This window comes from Leisingera daeponensis (genome assembly GCF_019801465.1).
Taxonomy (GTDB): domain Bacteria; phylum Pseudomonadota; class Alphaproteobacteria; order Rhodobacterales; family Rhodobacteraceae; genus Leisingera; species Leisingera daeponensis_A.
This window is the reverse complement of the sequence record NZ_JAHVJA010000001.1, coordinates 465,049-481,795: the sequence shown is the minus strand read 5'-3', so window position 1 is coordinate 481,795 and position 16,747 is coordinate 465,049. Positions and strand designations below refer to the sequence as shown.

Genomic DNA, 16,747 nt, shown 5'->3' with positions numbered 1-16,747 from the left:
GGGAGCAGGGTGTTAAAGATTGGTTTATGGTTAATCCGCAGCAAGAATTTTTACCGGGCAGTTAACGGAATGATGATATTTTTCAAGGAACGGCTGGCGCTTCTCTCTGTTCCCAAAACCGGCACCACCGCGTTTCAGGCGGCCCTGCGCGATCGCGCCGATCTGGTGATTTCCGACCCGCCGGAACTGAAGCACGCGCCGCTTTACCGCTACAACCGCTGGATCCGCCCGATGTTCGAAAAGGTCTGCGGCGCGGAACTGGAGGTCGCGGCCGTGATGCGGGAGCCGATCAGCTGGCTGGGCAGCTGGTACCGTTACCGTCAGCGGCCCGCGCTGGACGGCAAACCCAATTCGACCAAGGGCGTCAGCTTCGAAGACTTCCTGCACGGCTATTGCAAGGGCAAGCCGCCCGCCTGCGCCAATGTCGGCAGCCAGGCAAAATTTCTGGAAGCGCAGCCCAACGGCTGCAAGGTCAGCCACCTGTTCCGCTATGAGGATCAGCAGGCTTTGAAGCTGTTCCTGGAGCTGCGCCTGGGCACGGAAATCCAACTGGAGCGCAAGAACGTCAGCCCTCAGGCGGACCTTGCCCTCAGCCCGGGCGCAGAGGCGCATGTCCGCCGCAAACGCGCAGCCGAATTCGAGCTTTACAGCTCCATTCCCTCGCGCTGAAAGCAAAACGCCGCCGGGTCGGGCGGCGTTTCACCGGCTATTTCAGGCCTTAATGCAATTGCGCGTGCACCGTCTCGGTCAACTGGTTGAGCGAGAACGGCTTGGGCAGGAAGACTGAGTTCGGCACGTCCGGCTCCGCCTCGCCGAAAGCACCTTCGGCATAGCCGGAAACAAAGACAACGCGCGTCTCCGGCCGCTCCTTCAGTGCTTCACGCACCCAGCTGGGGCCGTCCATGCCGGGCATCACCACGTCTGTCACAAAGACGTCCACTGTCAGCCCGGGGTCTTCCAGCGTGCGCAGCGCATCCTCGGCAGACTCGGCCTCCAGAACTGTGTAGCCGCGCATCCTGAGCGCACGGGAGGCAAAGGCGCGCACCGGCGCCTCATCTTCGACCAGCAGCACCACGCCCTCGCCATGCTGCGCGGCTGCTGCCTTGTCAGCGGCCGCTTCAGGTTTCTCTGCGGCCAGGTGTTCAGCCTGCTGCTTGTAGACGGGGAAGAACAGGGTGAACTGGGTGCCGTGCCCTTTCACCGAATCGACAAAGATATACCCGCCGGTCTGCTTGATGATGCCATAGGCCGTGGACAGGCCCAGGCCGGTCCCCTCGCCCGTGCGCTTGGTGGTGTAAAAGGGCTCGAACACTTTCTGCAGCTTGTCCGGTGCGATCCCGACCCCCTCGTCGGACACCTTCACCGTCACCCAGTCCCCGGCGGGCACGGTGGCCCGGTTCCGCTCCAGCGGCTTATCCAGCGATACAACTTCGGTCTCGACTCGGATTTCGCCGCCCTGCGGCATGGCATCCCGGGCATTCACGACCAGGTTCATCAGCACCTGCTCCAGCTGCCGCTTGTCGGCGCGGATCGCCTTCATCACCGGGTCGTGGCTGAGGGTCAGGGTCACCTTTTCCCCCACCAGACGGTTAAGAAGATGCGTCAGGTCCGACAGCGTGTCCCGCACGTCCAGGATTTCCGGCTGCAGGGTCTGTTTGCGCGAAAACGCCAGCAGCTGGCTGACCAGCGAGGCCGCGCGGTTGGCGTTCTCGTGAATCTGGATCAGATCGCCGTAATCCTGGTCGCCCTGATCGTGCCGCAAAAGCAGCAGGTCGCAATGGCCGGAGATTGCTGTCAGCAGGTTGTTGAAGTCATGCGCAACGCCGCCCGCCAGCTGGCCGATCGCCTGCATCTTCTGGCTTTGCACGAATTGGGCTTCCAGGGTCTTCAGCTCGGTTGCGTCGTTCAGAACGGCGATCAGCAGCGGCGTCCCCTCCTCCACAACGCGAGTCAGCGTGACCTGAACAAAAACCTCCTTGTCGGAGCGCGACAGCCGCAGGAATTCCGATTTGTTCGGGGCCAGCCCGTCCGCAGTATCGCGCAGCCAATCCGACATCGGACGCCCCAGCCCCTCCATCAGCTGCCCCAGTTTCAAATTGGCGCAGCTTTCGACGCCCAGCAGCCGCAGCGCCATCCGGTTGCTGCTCATGATCTCCCCGGTCGGGGCAACCTTCAGGAACGGCACCGGCAGGGCTTCAAACCCGGCCTGGGCTGAAGCGAAACTGCTTTCGTCCACCTCCATCAGGAACAATTCGCTGCGGCCCTGGGTGCGGTTCTTTTCGCTGACCAGAACCTGCACCGGCCCGTTCTTGGTGCTGAGCGTGTTGATCTGCCCCGGCAGCACCGGCAGCGCCGGAAACAGCCGGTCAGTGGATTTCACCCGCTCGCCGATCAGAGTGCGGGCAGCCTCATTCATGAACAGGACCGCACCTGTGCGGCCCACAGTGATCATCGGAACCGGCAGCGCGTCCGCGCCGCGGCCATTGCCGCCCCGGTCTAGGATATCTTCAACCCGCCACAGGAAACTGCCGCCGCTCATCTGGTGCACGGCCAGCCGCACATGGCCGCGCCGGGTAACGATGTCCTCCCGCGCCGCGCCATCCACGCGGGCGCGGCACTGCAGCCGGTAGAGCACCGCGGAGGGGTTGGCCAGGATCGAGCGTAGCGTGCCCGCCAGCGTTTCCCGGCTGGCATCCTCGAACCGCTTGACCGCGGCGCCGTTGCAGGCGTGGATCATGCCCTCGTCATCCGTGACGAAGCTGGGGGTCGCGTCCTTTTCGATGAAGCCGGTCAGCAGTTCCGCCGCCATCGCGCGCGCGTTCAGCCGCATCCGCGCCTGCACCGCCATCAGCACCGCGACCGCCGCCAGTGTCAGCCCCACCATGATGAAGCCGCGGCCCATCCAGTCAGGCAGCGGCAGCAGCCACGGCCCGGCCATCAGCATCAGCGCCAGCAGCAATGTCGCCGCCAGCCTGGCGTGCTCAGGTGCGTAAACGCGCAGTTCCGGAACGGAGGTGTCTTGGCGACCGGACATTACGGCTCCATGGTCTGTAGAGATTTCCGCCATAACGCGGCGGTTTAGGTTAAAACCACGTTAAGAAACACACAGGTCTTCCAGCGGGAACCCTATCAACCGTGTTTCGCGCGCGTCAACACGGCAACATAGAAGCCATCAGTGCCGTCCTGTACTTGCCAGCGTTTCTGACCGGTCAGCTCCCACTCCGGGTTCTCATCCGTAAATCGCCGGACCTGCTCGATATTTTCTCCGTCCAGCATGGAGCAGGTCGCGTAGGCCAGCACTCCTTCCGGCGCAGTCAGCCTGGCGGCCTTGCGCAGGATTTCCGCCTGGATCCTTTGCAGGCCCGCAAGCCTTCCGGGAGTCAGGTTCCATTTACCTTCAGGCGCCCGCCGCCACGAGCCGGAGCCGGAACAAGGCACATCGCACAAAACCAGATCAAACGGTGCGCTGCTGGCCAGATCCGCTGCCGGAAGCAACGCGACCTTTGCACCTGCCCGTGCTGCCCGCTCCGGCAGATCCTTCATCCGCTTGGGGTCGGCATCATGGGCGAAACACTGGATACCGGCCCGGGCCGCCATGGCCAGCGTTTTGCCGCCGCCGCCGGCGCAATAGTCCAGCACCTTCATGCCGCCCTGCAACGGCAGCTGCTCCGTCACGGCCTGGCTGGCTGCGTCCTGAAGCTCGACCAGACCGTCCTGATAGGGTTTGGAGTTGCGCAGCTTCCGCGCGCCTTCAGTCACCTCCAGCGCGGTTTCCGCTGCCGGATGCGGCTGGGCCGCAATGCCCTCCGCAGCCAATGCCTTCACGGCCTTCTCGGGTGTTCCGCGCGCAGCATTCACCCGCAGATGCACCGGCGCCCGGCTGCGCAGGGCTAGGGCCGCGGCCTCGGCCTGATCTCCGAGGCTGCCGCGGAACTCCGGCCACAGCCAATCAGGAATATCCAGCGCCTCAGCGCCCTCGGGCGGCTCCGGGAACGCGCGTTCCGCGTCTGACAGCGGCGCGGGTGCATGGCCCTGACCGGTGAAGAATTCCTCTGCGTCCTGCCCCGCCTCGCGAAGCGCGCCCAGGATCAAGCCGCGCCCCGTGCGGGAACCGCCAAGCGCGGCGTGCGAGCGCATGCAGCGCACCGCATCAAACACGTGATCGCGCACAGCTACGCGGTCTTTGGACCCGGCAAAGCGGCTGCGGCGCCCCCAGGAGGTCAGCGCCTTTTCCGCGGGGTCCCCCGCCAGCACCTGATCCAGGATTTCGATGGCCGCCTGCAGGCGGGCGGCGGGGGTCATGCCCCTGCTCTGATGTCACATGCGGCCATCATCCGCTCAGCCCACCCGGTAGTTCGGCGCTTCGCGGGTGATTTGAACGTCATGCACGTGGCTCTCCTTGAGCCCGGCGCCGGTGATGCGGACGAAATTGCAGTTCTTGCGCATCTCGTCGACAGTGGCGCAGCCGGTATAGCCCATCGCCGCGCGCAACCCGCCCACCAGCTGGTGGATCACGGCATTGGCACCGCCTTTATAGGGCACCTGGCCTTCGATCCCTTCCGGCACCAGCTTGTCGCTTGCCGCATCCTTCTGGAAGTAGCGGTCGGCCGAGCCCCGCGCCATCGCGCCCATCGAACCCATGCCGCGGTAGGACTTGAAGGAACGGCCCTGATACAAGATCACCTCGCCCGGGGATTCGTCCGTGCCTGCGATCATGGAACCGACCATGGCGCAGGAGGCACCGGCAGCAATCGCCTTGGCGAAGTCTCCCGAGAACTTGATACCGCCGTCGGCAATCACCGGAATGTCGCCTGCGGCACCGGCACAGTCCATGATCGCGGTCAGCTGCGGCACGCCCACGCCCGCAACCATGCGGGTGGTGCAGATGGAGCCCGGGCCGATGCCGACCTTGACAGCGTCGGCACCGGCATCGATCAGCGCCAGTGTGGCTTCGGCCGTTGCCACGTTGCCCGCAATCACCTGGACTCCGCTGTATTGCGCCTTGATACGTTTCACGGCGTCGATCACACCCGCGGAATGGCCGTGCGCGGTGTCAACCACCACAACGTCCACGCCCGCATCAATCAGCGCTTCGGAGCGTTCAAAACCGCTGTCGCCGACAGAGCTGGCAGCAGCCACCCGCAGGCGGCCCAGTTCATCCTTGCAGGCGGTGGGGTTCAGAACCGCCTGTTCGGTGTCCTTGAGGGTCAGCAGGCCGGTCAGCTTGCCGTTCTTGTCGGTGACCAGCAGCTTCTCGATCCGGCGCGCCTTCATCAGAGATTTGGCTTCTTCCAGATCTGCCGGCTCCTGCAGCATTGCCAGCTTCTCCGAGGTCATCATCACCGAAACCGGGGTGCTGTCGTCGGTGGCAAAGCGCATGTCTCGGTTGGTGACAATCCCGACAACGCGGCCTGCCCCATCAACGACCGGGAAACCGGTGACCCGGTAACGCTCCTGCAGCGCCTGGGCATCCGCCAGGGTCTGATCCGGGGTCAGGGTAATCGGGTTGTAAACGATGCCGGAGACGAACCGCTTGACCCGGCGCACTTCGCGGGCCTGCTCCTCGGTATTCAGGTTCTTGTGAACGACGCCCATGCCGCCGGCCTGCGCCATGGCAATCGCCATCCGCGACTCGGTCACCGTATCCATCGCCGAGCTCAGGAGCGGAATATTGAGGGCGATCGACTTGGTCACCCGCGTGCGCGTATCCGCCGTGTTGGGCAGAACGCTCGACGCGCCTGGCACCAGAAGAACATCATCAAAGGTGAGAGCCTCACGAATCTGCATTGGTCGTCCTCATGCATAACCCCGTTTGGCGGTGACCCTATGGCACAGAACCTTGCGGGTGGAAAGAGGCCCGGGGCAAGAATTCCTGCACCGCAGCAATTCTTTGGCAGGCAGCTGATCTGGGTCAAGGCGCGCCGCGCCGTCGGGGCTATCGGTAAAGCTGCGGAAATGATGCAGGATTTTGCCATGCCAGCCCCCTTGGAAGACCTCACTATCCTGGACCTGACCCATGTTCTGGCAGGTCCCTATTGCTCAATGATCCTGTCCGGCCTCGGTGCCATGGTAATCAAGGTCGAGCGCCCGGGCGAAGGCGACGACACCCGCGCCTTCCCGCCCTTCAAGGACGGTCAAAGCGCCTATTTCGCGACCATCAACCACGGCAAGAAGAGCATTGCGCTGGATCTGAAAGCGGCCGCGGACCGGGAAATCTTCGAACGGCTTCTGGCCCGGGCGGACGTGCTCCTGGAAAACTACCGCCCCGGCGTGATGCAGCGGCTGGGCTACGGCTGGGAAGACCTGCACGCCCGGTTTCCGAGGCTGATCTACGGGGCCGTCTCAGGGTTCGGCCATACCGGGCCGGATGCCCTGCAACCAGCCTATGACATGGTGGTGCAGGCGCGCGGCGGGGTTATGTCGGTCACCGGCGAGAAAAACCGCGAGCCGGTCCGGGTCGGCGCCTCCATCGGCGATATCGTTGCCGGCATGTTCCTGGGCCATGGTATTCTGGCCGCCCTCTTGGACGTGCGGAAGACCGGCCAGGGCCGATTCATCGATGTTGCCATGCTGGACAGCCAGCTGGCACTGCTGGAACACGCCATCGCCATCACATCCGTCACCGGCGAGGCGCCGCAGCCCTCCGGCGCGCGGCATCCGTCGATCACCCCGTTTGAAACCTTCCACGCCGCGGACGGGCTCTTTGTGATCGCCGCCGGCAATGACACGCTGTTTGCCCGGCTGTGCAACGCCCTGCAGCTGCCGCTGGCCGCGGCCCCGCGCTTTGCCACAAACCCTGCGCGCTGCGAAAACGCCCGCCTTCTGAAACGCCTGATCGAGGCCGTGACGCTGGATCACCCCAAGGATCACTGGATCGCGCTGCTGGCAGAAGCAGGCATTCCGGCGGGACCGATTCAAACCGTTGATCAGGTGCTGCGCGATCCTCAGATCCTGGCGCGCAACATGGTTGTCGACGTGCTGGGCGAGGACGGCCGCCCGGAGAGCCTGGCCGCAGGCAACCCCATCAAGATGAGCGGCCTCGCCGATCCGCAAACCCGCCGCCCGGCCCCGCGGCTCGATGGCAACCGGGAAGAGATTCTGGCATGGCTAGAGGACGTTGAGACACAAAGCGCCAGCAGACCGCCCGGCCGCCGGTAACCCGCATCCCGGACTCATCAAATCTTTAAAAATGCCGCCGCCGGACGGGAAAATGCCGCCCATTGCCTTTCGCTTGCCGCAAAAGACCATATGCTCCGCCTAAATTGCGGAATGAGAAGGCCACAGGCATGACTGACGAACCCCTCGTTGTGTTTACCCCCTCCGGCAAGCGCGGGCGTTTTCCCGTGGGAACGCCGATCCTGACTGCCGCCCGGCAGCTTGGGGTCGACCTCGACTCGGTCTGCGGCGGCCGCGGGATCTGCTCGAAATGCCAGATCACGCCCTCCTTCGGCGAGTTTCCCAAGCACGGCGTGACTGTGCAGGAAGGCGCGCTCAGCGAGTGGAACAAGGTTGAGCAGCGCTACAAGGACAAGCGCGGCCTGATTGATGGCCGCCGCCTCGGCTGCCAGGCCACCGTGCAGGGCGACATCGTGATCGACGTGCCGCCGGAAAGCCAGGTGCACCGTCAGGTCGTACGCAAGCGCGCCGAGGCCCGCGACATCACCATGAACCCCTCCACCCGCCTGTTCTATGTCGAGGTGGAAGAACCCGACATGCACAAGCCGACCGGGGATATTGAGCGGCTTATCGAGGCGCTGGAAACCCAGTGGGACCTGAAGGGCGTCAAGACGGACCTCCACATCCTGCATGTGCTGCAGCCGGCACTCCGCAAGGGCGGCTGGAAAGCAACCGTTGCGGTGCATCTTGGCGACGCTAACCATCCGCCGAAGATCATGCATATCTGGCCCGGCTACTATGAGGGCTCGGTCTACGGCCTCGCGGTCGACCTCGGGTCCACCACCATCGCCGCGCATCTCTGCGACCTGCACACCGGCGAAGTGGTTGCCTCCTCGGGCATCATGAACCCGCAGATCCGTTTCGGCGAAGACCTGATGAGCCGGGTGTCCTATTCGATGATGAACAAGGGCGGCGACCAGGAGATGACCCGCGCGGTGCGCGAGGGCATGAACGCGCTGTTCACCCAGATCGCGGCCGAGGCCGGAATCGACAAGGCGCTGATCGTCGATGCGGTCTTTGTCTGCAACCCGGTGATGCACCACCTGTTCCTCGGCATCGACCCGTTCGAACTCGGCCAGGCGCCGTTTGCGCTGGCAACTTCCAACGCGCTGGCATTGCGGGCAAGCGAGCTGGATCTGAACATCCATCCGGCCGCCCGCGTCTACCTTCTGCCCTGCATTGCCGGCCACGTCGGCGCCGACGCCGCTGCCGTGGCGCTGTCGGAAGCCCCCGACAAATCCGAGGATCTGGTTCTGGTCGTCGATGTCGGCACCAACGCAGAGATCCTGCTGGGCAACAAGGAAAAGGTTCTGGCCTGCTCTTCCCCCACCGGCCCGGCATTTGAGGGCGCGCAGATCTCCAGCGGCCAGCGGGCCGCACCCGGCGCTATCGAACGTGTCGAAATCAATCCGGAGACAAAGGAACCCCGTTTCCGGGTGATCGGCTCTGACGTCTGGTCGGACGAGGAGGGTTTTGCCGAATCCATCGCCACAACCGGCATCACCGGCATCTGCGGCTCCGGCATCATCGAGGCGATTGCCGAAATGCGCCTGGCCGGCGTGCTGGATGCCTCCGGCCTCATCGGCTCGGCCGAGCAGACCGGTTCCGCCCGCTGCATCCAGGACGGCCGCACCAATGCCTATATGCTGTGGGACGGCTCCGCCGAAGGCGGCCCGACGATCACGGTCACCAACCCAGACATCCGGGCGATCCAGATGGCCAAGGCGGCGCTCTACTCCGGCGCGCGCCTGCTGATGGACAAATTCGGCGTCGACAAGGTGGACCGGGTGGTGCTGGCCGGCGCCTTTGGCGCGCATATCTCGGCCAAGCACGCGATGGTGCTGGGCATGATCCCCGACTGCGTGCTGGACAAGGTGACTTCCGCCGGCAACGCCGCAGGCACCGGCGCCCGCATTGCGCTGCTGAACACCGAAGCCCGCGGCGAGATCGAGGAAACCGTGCGCCGGATTGAGAAGATCGAAACCGCTGTCGAGCCGCGGTTCCAGGAGCATTTCGTGAACGCCTCGGCGATCCCGAACTCGGCGGAACCATTCCCAATCCTGGAAACCGTGGTGACCCTGCCGCAAGTGAACTTCAACACCGGCGGCGGTGACAGCGACGGGGCCGGCGGCGGCCGCCGCCGCCGCCGCCGCGGCTGATCCGGGGCCGGCAAGAATTTCGCTGCGGCGCCCTTGACCTTACCGGCGCCGCGGCATAATCCTGCCTTCACGAGCGGGTATGGTGAAATGGTATCATGCGAGCTTCCCAAGCTTAAGGCGCGGGTTCGATTCCCGCTACCCGCTCCAATCCTCATGTTTTCCAGACACTTGCCATTCGCTCTCTGCGTCCCGGGCAAGGCTTCGCCGGGCATCCTCGCAGCGTGGCGCAAGGGCCGCCAGTTTATGGTAGACTGACCGCGCAGATCCGATTGTTACGGGCTGCCAGTAAGGGAGTGTACCAGTATGACAAGACACTATTCAGCCGCCGCATTTCTTTGCGCCTTCAGCGCGGGGACCGCAATAGCAAGCACGACATGGGATCAGGGCGGCACTGGCACCGGCATCTCAACCAATTCAGCCTTTGAGATCGCCGACGGCCATATGGTCATGCAAATCAGCAGCTCTTACGAAAACGTGGAAATGGAAGATGCAAGCCACCCGATGAGCGGCGCGGCCGGCCCCTGTTTCGGCGCGGTTGAGGTTTCCTCCAGCGCGGTGTCCGGCGGCGGCATCTGCGCCTTCACCGACAGCGCCGGCGACAAGGTCGTGCTGCATTGGCACGCCGACGGCATGGACGCCTCCGGCGCCCTGACCGGCAGCTGGAAACTGAGCGGCGGAACCGGGCATTGGGATGGCGCCGAAGGCGGCGGAACCTTCTCCTCCCTGACCGACCAGGCGACAGGGAAGTTCGTCAACACCATCACCAGCAGCGTCACACTGCCCTGACATGGCCGCGGGGCGGGGACGCCCCGCCGCGTCCGATGGCACCGTCAGCCCTTGGTTCCACGCACATAGTCCAACAAGGCGCGGGTGGATCCGTCCTTGCCGTCCGGGTTCGTCTCCCCTGCCAGCAGCGGAGCCAGCGTATTGGCCAGTTCCTTGCCCAGTTCCACGCCCCACTGGTCAAAGGAATTGATGCCCAGGATCACGCCTTCAACGAACACCCTGTGTTCATAAAGAGCAATGATCTGGCCCAGCACATACGGTGTCAGCTGCGGATAGATCAGCGTGGTGGACGGCCGGTTGCCGGGGAACACCCGGTGCCGCGCCTGCCGCTCCAGTTCTGCGCCTTCATAGCCCTCTGCCCGCATCCGCGCGCGGGCCTCGTCCAGGCCGCGCCCGCGCATCAGCGCCTCGGACTGGGCCAGACAGTTTGCCACCAGCAGCTTATGATGATGCGCCAGCTCCGGCTCGTGGCCCATCGCTGCCACCAGAAACTCGGCAGGAATGACCGAGGTGCCCTGATGCAGCAGCTGGTAGAATGCGTGCTGACCGTTGGTGCCGGGCTCGCCCCAGACGACGGGACCGGACGGAAACGGCAGTGCAGAACCGTCCATTGCCACCGACTTGCCGTTGGATTCCATTTCCAGCTGCTGCAGATAGGCCGGAAGCCGCCGCAGCCGCTGGTCATACGGCAGCACTGCCCGGGTCGGATAGCCGCAAACCTGATTGTGCCAAATCCCGGTCAAGGCCAGCATCACCGGCATGTTCCGCTCCCAGGGGGCGCTGAGGAAATGGTCGTCCATCGCCTTGCCGCCCGCCAGAAAGGCGCGGAAGTTCTCCGGCCCCACGGCCAGCATAACGCTCAGCCCGATCGGTCCCCAGACCGAATAGCGGCCGCCGACCCAGTCCTCGAAACCGAATACATGCTCCTGCGGAATGCCGAAGGCTTCGGTTTCCTCCTCGGAAGTGGACAAGGCGAGAAACTGCTGCGCCGGATCACCGCCTCCGGCCTCGACCCAGCGCCTCGCCGTTCCGGCATTGGTCATGGTCTCAACCGTGGTGAATGTCTTGGAGGCAACGATGACCAAAGTTGTTCTAGGATCAATCCGTTGCAGGATATCATGAATGTGTGCGCCGTCAACGTTGGAAACAAAGTGGCAGCGCGGCCCGTCATGATACGGCGCCAGCGCCAAGGTTGCCATCACCGGCCCCAGGTCGGACCCGCCGATGCCGATGTTGACAACATCGGTAAAGGCGCCGCCCGGCCCCTGCATGGCACCGGAACGGACCCGGCGGGCCAGGTCTTCCATCCGCTCAAGCGTTTCGCGCAGCGGTCTGCGGATATCTTCACCATCAACCAGCAGCTCGGGCCCCTCTGGGTCGCGCAAGGCGGTATGCAGAACCGCACGCTTTTCGGTTTCATTGATCCGGCCGCCCCGGAACATGGCGTCGCGCTTGGCAGCAACGCCCCGCTCCTCGCAGAGGGACGTCAGGCCAGTCCGGACCCTGGAGGTGATCCGGGTCTTCGAATAGTCGAACAACAATGTTTCATGCCGCACACTGAACGTCGCGGCGCGGTCCGGATCCCTATCAAACAAATCGGTAATATCTTCGCTGCAAATCTCGGAATGCAGCGACTTCAAATCAGTGAACATTTTTACCTTTCCAGAATTCAAGGCGCCCAATGGACGGACACCTCGGACAGAACAGCCTGAACCGGAGCGTTTTCCGGCGGCAGAGCCATCGCCTGTTCCAGCGCCTCGCGCTTGGCATCGCCGAAAATCACCAGATGCTTGGCAATCGCCGCATCCAGGACCCTTGCCGTCAGAGTGATCCGCGCTTCCGGCTGGCTGTCCGGACGCATCACCGCCAGCGGCGGTGCATCCGCCGCCAGCGCCGCCTCTATGCCGGCAGCACCGGGAAACAGCGAGGCGGTGTGCATATCCTCCCCCATGCCCAGCAGCAGCACCGACAGCGGCAGCTCAGGCACCACTCGGCTTTCCAGCTCAGCCAGAACATCCTCGGGCTCGCGCCCCGGCACATGGAACGGCAGAAACTGCGCCGCTGCGGCCCGGTTCTGCAGCAGCCGCTTGCGGATCATCGCCGCGTTGGAGCGGGCATTGTCCTGCGGCACCCAGCGCTCATCCGTCGCCATCACATGCACCCGGTCCCAATCGATATCAGCGGCGCAAAGGTCGTCGAAGATCAGTCCCGGCGTGGTGCCGCCCGCAACCGCAAAAGACACCGTGTCTTGATGCAGCAAATGGGTCTTCAGATCCCCGGCGATCTCGTTCGCAACCTCAATCGCCAGCATGTCCTGATCAGGGTATTCGTTGAATTTCATGGGTTAATCCCCCTCCATTCCCGCCCGTCACGGCGCATCAGCAAATCGGCATCTCCGGGACCGGTGCTGCCGCTCTCATAGGGTTTAGGCACATCGCCCCGGGACTTCCAGCCCGCAATAACCGGATCCGTCCAGCCCCAGGCGGCCTCGACCTCATCGCCTCGCATAAACAACGTCTGGTTGCCGCGCACAACATCCATGATGAGCCGTTCATAGGCATCCGGCGGATCGCCGCCCTCGGGTCCCAGCGCCTCGGCAAAACTCATGTCCAGAGGCACGTCAATCAGCCGCATGCCGCCCTGCCCCGGCTCCTTGATGGTCACGCTGAGCGTGATACCCTCGTTCGGCTGCAGGCGGATTTTCAAGTGGTTGGCATGGCGCCCGGCCTCTGCTCCGAAAATCGAATGCGGCGCATCCTTGAACATCACGTTGATGACCGAAGACCGGTTCACCAGCCGCTTCCCCGTGCGCAGATAGAACGGTGTGCCCGCCCACCGCCAGTTGCTGATATGCGCCTTGAGCGCCACATAGCTCTCAGTCGTGCTGCGCGGGTTGCCGACCAGGCCGCGGTAGGACGGGTGCGGCGCCTCCGGATCCAGCCGTGCCTGGTACTGGCCCCGCACGATGTGGTGCGGCTCCACCGGGTCCAGCGCCCGGATCACCTTGAGCTTTTCGTCGCGCACCGCATCCGGGTCGAACTTGGCCGGCGGCTCCATAGCGATCAGGCAGAGAAGCTGCATCAGGTGGTTCTGCATCATGTCGCGCATGGCGCCGGCGCGCTCATAATATTCCTCGCGCCCCTCCACACCGACGGTTTCCGCCACGGTGATCTGGATGTGGTCGACATACTGGCTGTTCCACAGCGGCTCGAACAGCATGTTGCCGAAGCGGACCGCCATCAGGTTCTGCACGGTTTCCTTGCCCAGGTAATGGTCGATCCGGTAGATCTGGCCTTCGCCGAAATGGCCTGCCAGCGTCCGGTTCAGCTCCCGCGCAGAGGCAAGGTCATGGCCGAAGGGTTTCTCTACAACGATCCGGGCATCCGCATTGGCCAGCCCGTGCCGGTGCAGCCGCTCCGCCAGCGGGCCGAACAGGCCAGGCCCCACCGAGAAATAGAACATGCGGATCGGCACATCATCTGAAGGGCGGAGCTGGCGGCTCAGCTCCTGCCAGCCCTCTTCGCCCAGGGCATCCAGTGCGACATAGCTTATCCGCTCCAGAAAGGCCTCCAGCGCGCCGCCGCCGCAGGCCTTTGGCCCGGCGTGAGCGCGCACCGCTTCGGCCACGACGGTGCGGTATTCCTCGCTTGTCAGGCTGGTGCGCGCGGCGCCGATGATCCGCTCTGCCCCGGTCAGCTGACCGGCGCAATGGCGGCGGAACAGCGCCGGCAGGATCTTGCGCTGCGCAAGATCGCCAGTACCGCCAAAAATCACCAGGTCAAACGGATCGACCGGTATCACACGCGAAACCATTCTTATTCTTCCCGTCTGCGCCGGTCAGGCGCGGCACACTGCCGCTCACATCCCTGTCATGTGCCCGCCCGGCTGCTTTCATTTCCTGCCCAGTATAAGGTAGCTTCCGGCGAAAGGAACTGCCCCAAAGGACATCCGCATGAAAGACCTGCAAAAATCTGCCGCGAACCTAGGCAAGTTCCAAGACGCCTTTGTGACGGCAGACGGTCAGCAGCGCGCCTCAGTGCCGCTCAGCCATCCGGAAACGCTTTGGTTCAACACCGGCACCCTGTGCAATATCGAATGCAGCAACTGCTACATTCTGAGCTCCCCGACCAATGACGCGCTGGTCTACCTGACCGAAGCCGAAGTGAAGGGGTATCTCGACCAGATCGAGGACCGAAACTGGCCAGTCCGGGAAATCGGTTTCACCGGCGGCGAGCCGTTCATGAACCCCGAGATGATCCCGATGGCCCGTGCCGCGCTGGAGCGCGGTTTTGAGGTTCTGATCCTCACCAATGCCATGCGCCCGATGATGCGCAAGACGGTCAAGGCGGGCTTGCTGGCCCTGCTGGAAGACTTCGGGGACAAGCTGACCCTGCGGATCTCGGTCGACCACCACAGCGCCGAACTGCACGACAAAGAGCGCGGTGCGGGCAGCTTTGCCAAGACCATCGAAGGCATGGAATGGCTGCAGGACAACGGTTTTGCAATGGCCGTGGCAGGCCGCACCGTCTGGGGCGAGACAGATGCCGAGGCCCGCGCCGGCTATGCTGCGCTGTTTGCCGAACACGGCTTTGCCATTGACGCGCAGGATCCGGGCCAGACCGTGCTGTTCCCGGAAATGGATGAAACCGTGGAAGTGCCCGAAATTACAACCGCTTGCTGGGGCATTCTGAATAAATCCCCGGACAGCGTGATGTGCGCGTCCTCCCGCATGGTGGTAAAGCGCAAGGGGGCTGGCGCACCGGCCGTTCTGGCCTGCACCCTGCTGCCCTATTCGCCGGAGTTCGAGCTGGGGCAAACCCTGGAAGAAGCCGAGCGGCCGGTCCAGCTGAACCACCCCCATTGCGCCAAATTCTGCGTCCTGGGCGGGGCCAGCTGTTCAGCATAACCGGCCGGGCCGCGGGTCGGAGCAAAGCTGTTTTGACCTTTCCGGCGCAGGATGGCCCCATGAGCCGTTTTGTCTTCCGTGGTGTTGTGTCATGCGTTTCCTGTTTTCTCTCCTGCCTTGCCTTCTGCCGGTTTCTGCAATTGCACAGAACCGGATGGCCCTGATCATCGGCAACAACGACTATTCCGATGTTCCGGCTCTGGCCTAGGCGCGGGCGGATGCGCAGGCGATCGGCACGAAGCTGAATGAGCTTGGCTTCACCGTCACCGCGGCCCTGGATCAGGACCGCCGCGGTCTGAACCGGGATATTTCCGAATTCACCGCCCGGCTGTAACCCGGCGATGCGGCCTTTGTCTTCTTCGCTAGTCACGGGGTCGAGATCGACGGCGAGAATTACCTGCTGCCCACGGACATAGCGGCCCCCAGCGCCGGTGGCAGCGCCTTTGCGACATCCAAATCCATCGCGCTTTCGGACCTTCTGGACCGCGTCCGCAAAACCGGCACCCGGTCTGCCGTGGTGTTCATCGACGCCTGCCGCAACAATCCGTTCAAACTGGTCGAGGGCCGCAGCATCAGCACCACCCGCGGCTTGGGCCGGATCGCCGCCCCGCAGGGCACGTTCGTGATCTTCTCCGCCGGGGCCGGCCGGCTGGCGCTGGACCGGCGTAACGAGGACGACACGTCGGAAAACTCGGATTTCACCCGCGCGTTGCTGCCGCTGCAGTCCGAACTGGGCCTCGAACTGCGCACTCTGGCCGCCGGCCTTCGGCGCGAGGTGCGCGATCTGGCCCTGACCGTGCAGCACATCCAGGTTTCTGGAAGGCTACACAGGCCGCGAGGATGAATACACTTACACGGTGGCGCTGCAACTGAGACAGGGTTTGGAGACATCTCTTCCGCGACCGGACGCTCCTGCCCGGCAAACCTCGGAAATGCCTTCCGTCCCGGTCATACCGGACTCACGTGAAGTGATGCGGTAAACACAGGCGGCGCTGAACAGCATCGGATGCCCGGACGGCGTCCGGCCGGGCGCCCGGATGGCATAGCCGGGCCAAGAACCCGCAGCGCCTTTGCGGCCTATCTTGCCGCGGCAGAGACCCGCCTTGGCGCTGGCGAACTCGGCACCGCGCATGCGCTGGAGGAACACCGCCGGACATCCGGAAAGAACTGCAAGCCCGCGCCCGCCTCCGCTCCGGCGCCTGCCGCAGCAGCAGCGGCTCCGCTGGCGGGCGCCTCAGCGATTCACTGGGCCAGAATGCCAATACCGAGGTCTACCTGAACGGCCAGCAGCTCAACGGCACCGACTATTTTCCGGGCATTACCGTGACATGGCCCGGCCGGCTGGCCGCGGACGGGCGCAGTTTCACCGCCAGCGGCTCCACCGGCTGCGCGGTCTATGCCTGGCGCTGACCCCGCTCAGTGGATCTGGAACTCTCCGACAACATTGCGCCATTCTCCGGGGCCGATCATCTTTCGGTGATTGAACCGCACCGAATGCAGCGGCCCCTCGATTTCGCGCTGCCAGAATTCGATGAACTCGAACAGCTTCGGGTGGTCCGGCGCCAGATCGTACTGCTGCCACACGAAGGTGTTCAGCACATGGATATGATCCGGCATGTGATAGGTGAATTCTGCTGTGGTCAGCCCGTATCCCTTGAGCATCAGTTCGGTTTCACTGGTCTCCATCTCTAGCCTCCAATTTTACCCCCTTCTGATGATG

Annotated in this window: 12 protein-coding genes, 1 tRNA gene and 1 pseudogene; 7 read left to right on the top strand and 7 right to left on the bottom strand. The window is 64.0% G+C overall.

Going from position 1 to position 16,747, the window contains the following annotated elements; genetic code table 11:
• Positions 1-69: 69 nt before the first annotated feature.
• Positions 70-669 carry a gamma-glutamyl kinase gene (locus KUV26_RS02335; RefSeq protein WP_222507187.1) on the top strand — a complete coding sequence of 200 codons (600 nt, stop codon included), beginning with the start codon at positions 70-72 and terminating at the stop codon, positions 667-669.
• 49 nt (positions 670-718) lie between these two features.
• On the opposite strand, the gene KUV26_RS02330 is transcribed toward KUV26_RS02335, so the two are convergent.
• From KUV26_RS02330 to guaB, 3 genes are all read right to left on the bottom strand, one after another.
• Positions 719-3,034: an ATP-binding protein gene (locus tag KUV26_RS02330; RefSeq protein ID WP_222507186.1), complete on the bottom strand. Its 2,316-nt coding sequence runs from the start codon at positions 3,032-3,034 to the stop codon at positions 719-721.
• A 95-nt stretch (positions 3,035-3,129) separates the two neighbouring features.
• Positions 3,130-4,302, bottom strand: coding sequence for an RsmB/NOP family class I SAM-dependent RNA methyltransferase (locus KUV26_RS02325; protein WP_222507185.1), 1,173 nt, complete (start codon positions 4,300-4,302; stop codon positions 3,130-3,132).
• Positions 4,303-4,338: 36 nt separating this feature from the next.
• Positions 4,339-5,787: an IMP dehydrogenase gene (guaB, locus tag KUV26_RS02320; protein ID WP_222507184.1), complete on the bottom strand. Its 1,449-nt coding sequence runs from the start codon at positions 5,785-5,787 to the stop codon at positions 4,339-4,341.
• Positions 5,788-5,973: 186 nt separating this feature from the next.
• Here guaB and KUV26_RS02315 point away from each other — a divergent pair, with 186 nt between their 5' ends.
• The 4 genes from KUV26_RS02315 to KUV26_RS02300 all read left to right on the top strand — a co-directional run bounded on the left by KUV26_RS02315 (position 5,974) and on the right by KUV26_RS02300 (position 10,121).
• On the top strand, positions 5,974-7,158 hold the full coding sequence (locus tag KUV26_RS02315) for a CaiB/BaiF CoA transferase family protein (RefSeq protein ID WP_222507183.1): 1,185 nt from the start codon (positions 5,974-5,976) through the stop codon (positions 7,156-7,158).
• A 128-nt stretch (positions 7,159-7,286) separates the two neighbouring features.
• On the top strand, positions 7,287-9,335 hold the full coding sequence (locus KUV26_RS02310) for an ASKHA domain-containing protein (RefSeq protein ID WP_222507182.1): 2,049 nt from the start codon (positions 7,287-7,289) through the stop codon (positions 9,333-9,335).
• Positions 9,336-9,408: 73 nt separating this feature from the next.
• A tRNA-Gly gene (locus tag KUV26_RS02305) sits at positions 9,409-9,482 on the top strand.
• 156 nt (positions 9,483-9,638) lie between these two features.
• A complete protein-coding gene (locus KUV26_RS02300; protein ID WP_222502518.1) occupies positions 9,639-10,121 on the top strand; it encodes a hypothetical protein in 483 nt (160 codons plus the stop codon).
• Between the two features lie 44 nt (positions 10,122-10,165).
• Here the strand turns inward: KUV26_RS02300 and pgi are convergent, their stop codons facing one another.
• From pgi to zwf, 3 genes are read right to left on the bottom strand one after another with little or no spacing between them, the layout of a single operon-like run.
• Positions 10,166-11,773 (bottom strand): glucose-6-phosphate isomerase, encoded by a 1,608-nt coding sequence (gene pgi / locus KUV26_RS02295; RefSeq protein WP_222507181.1) that lies wholly within the window; start codon positions 11,771-11,773, stop codon positions 10,166-10,168.
• 17 nt (positions 11,774-11,790) lie between these two features.
• Entirely contained in the window at positions 11,791-12,462 is a 672-nt protein-coding gene (gene pgl, locus KUV26_RS02290) for a 6-phosphogluconolactonase (RefSeq protein WP_222507180.1), read from the bottom strand.
• The gene (gene zwf / locus KUV26_RS02285; protein ID WP_222502515.1) at positions 12,459-13,934 is read right to left on the bottom strand and encodes a glucose-6-phosphate dehydrogenase; all 1,476 of its coding nucleotides are present in this window, start codon (positions 13,932-13,934) and stop codon (positions 12,459-12,461) included. The genes pgl and zwf overlap by 4 nt, the downstream gene beginning before the upstream one ends.
• Before the next feature lie 139 nt (positions 13,935-14,073).
• On the opposite strand from zwf, the gene KUV26_RS02280 reads away from it, so the two are divergent.
• Together KUV26_RS02280 and KUV26_RS02275 are read left to right on the top strand one after the other, a co-directional pair.
• Entirely contained in the window at positions 14,074-15,027 is a 954-nt protein-coding gene (locus KUV26_RS02280; protein ID WP_222507179.1) for a radical SAM protein, read from the top strand.
• Between the two features lie 352 nt (positions 15,028-15,379).
• Positions 15,380-15,871: pseudogene (locus KUV26_RS02275) on the top strand (caspase domain-containing protein); the annotation flags it as partial.
• 572 nt (positions 15,872-16,443) lie between these two features.
• On the opposite strand, the gene KUV26_RS02270 reads toward KUV26_RS02275, so the two are convergent.
• Positions 16,444-16,713, bottom strand: a complete 270-nt coding sequence (locus KUV26_RS02270) for an usg protein (RefSeq protein WP_222502511.1) — start codon at positions 16,711-16,713, stop codon at positions 16,444-16,446.
• Positions 16,714-16,747 lie beyond the last annotated feature (34 nt).

Coding starts and splice junctions, on each gene's coding strand:
- guaB (WP_222507184.1), bottom strand. CDS start 5,787: ATGCAGATTCGTGAGGCTCTCACCTTTGATGATGTTCTTCTGGTGCCA.
- KUV26_RS02310 (WP_222507182.1), top strand. CDS start 7,287: ATGACTGACGAACCCCTCGTTGTGTTTACCCCCTCCGGCAAGCGCGGG.
- KUV26_RS02330 (WP_222507186.1), bottom strand. CDS start 3,034: ATGTCCGGTCGCCAAGACACCTCCGTTCCGGAACTGCGCGTTTACGCA.
- pgi (WP_222507181.1), bottom strand. CDS start 11,773: ATGTTCACTGATTTGAAGTCGCTGCATTCCGAGATTTGCAGCGAAGAT.
- KUV26_RS02280 (WP_222507179.1), top strand. CDS start 14,074: ATGAAAGACCTGCAAAAATCTGCCGCGAACCTAGGCAAGTTCCAAGAC.
- KUV26_RS02325 (WP_222507185.1), bottom strand. CDS start 4,302: ATGACCCCCGCCGCCCGCCTGCAGGCGGCCATCGAAATCCTGGATCAG.
- pgl (WP_222507180.1), bottom strand. CDS start 12,462: ATGAAATTCAACGAATACCCTGATCAGGACATGCTGGCGATTGAGGTT.
- KUV26_RS02315 (WP_222507183.1), top strand. CDS start 5,974: ATGCCAGCCCCCTTGGAAGACCTCACTATCCTGGACCTGACCCATGTT.
- KUV26_RS02300 (WP_222502518.1), top strand. CDS start 9,639: ATGACAAGACACTATTCAGCCGCCGCATTTCTTTGCGCCTTCAGCGCG.
- KUV26_RS02270 (WP_222502511.1), bottom strand. CDS start 16,713: ATGGAGACCAGTGAAACCGAACTGATGCTCAAGGGATACGGGCTGACC.
- KUV26_RS02335 (WP_222507187.1), top strand. CDS start 70: ATGATGATATTTTTCAAGGAACGGCTGGCGCTTCTCTCTGTTCCCAAA.
- zwf (WP_222502515.1), bottom strand. CDS start 13,934: ATGGTTTCGCGTGTGATACCGGTCGATCCGTTTGACCTGGTGATTTTT.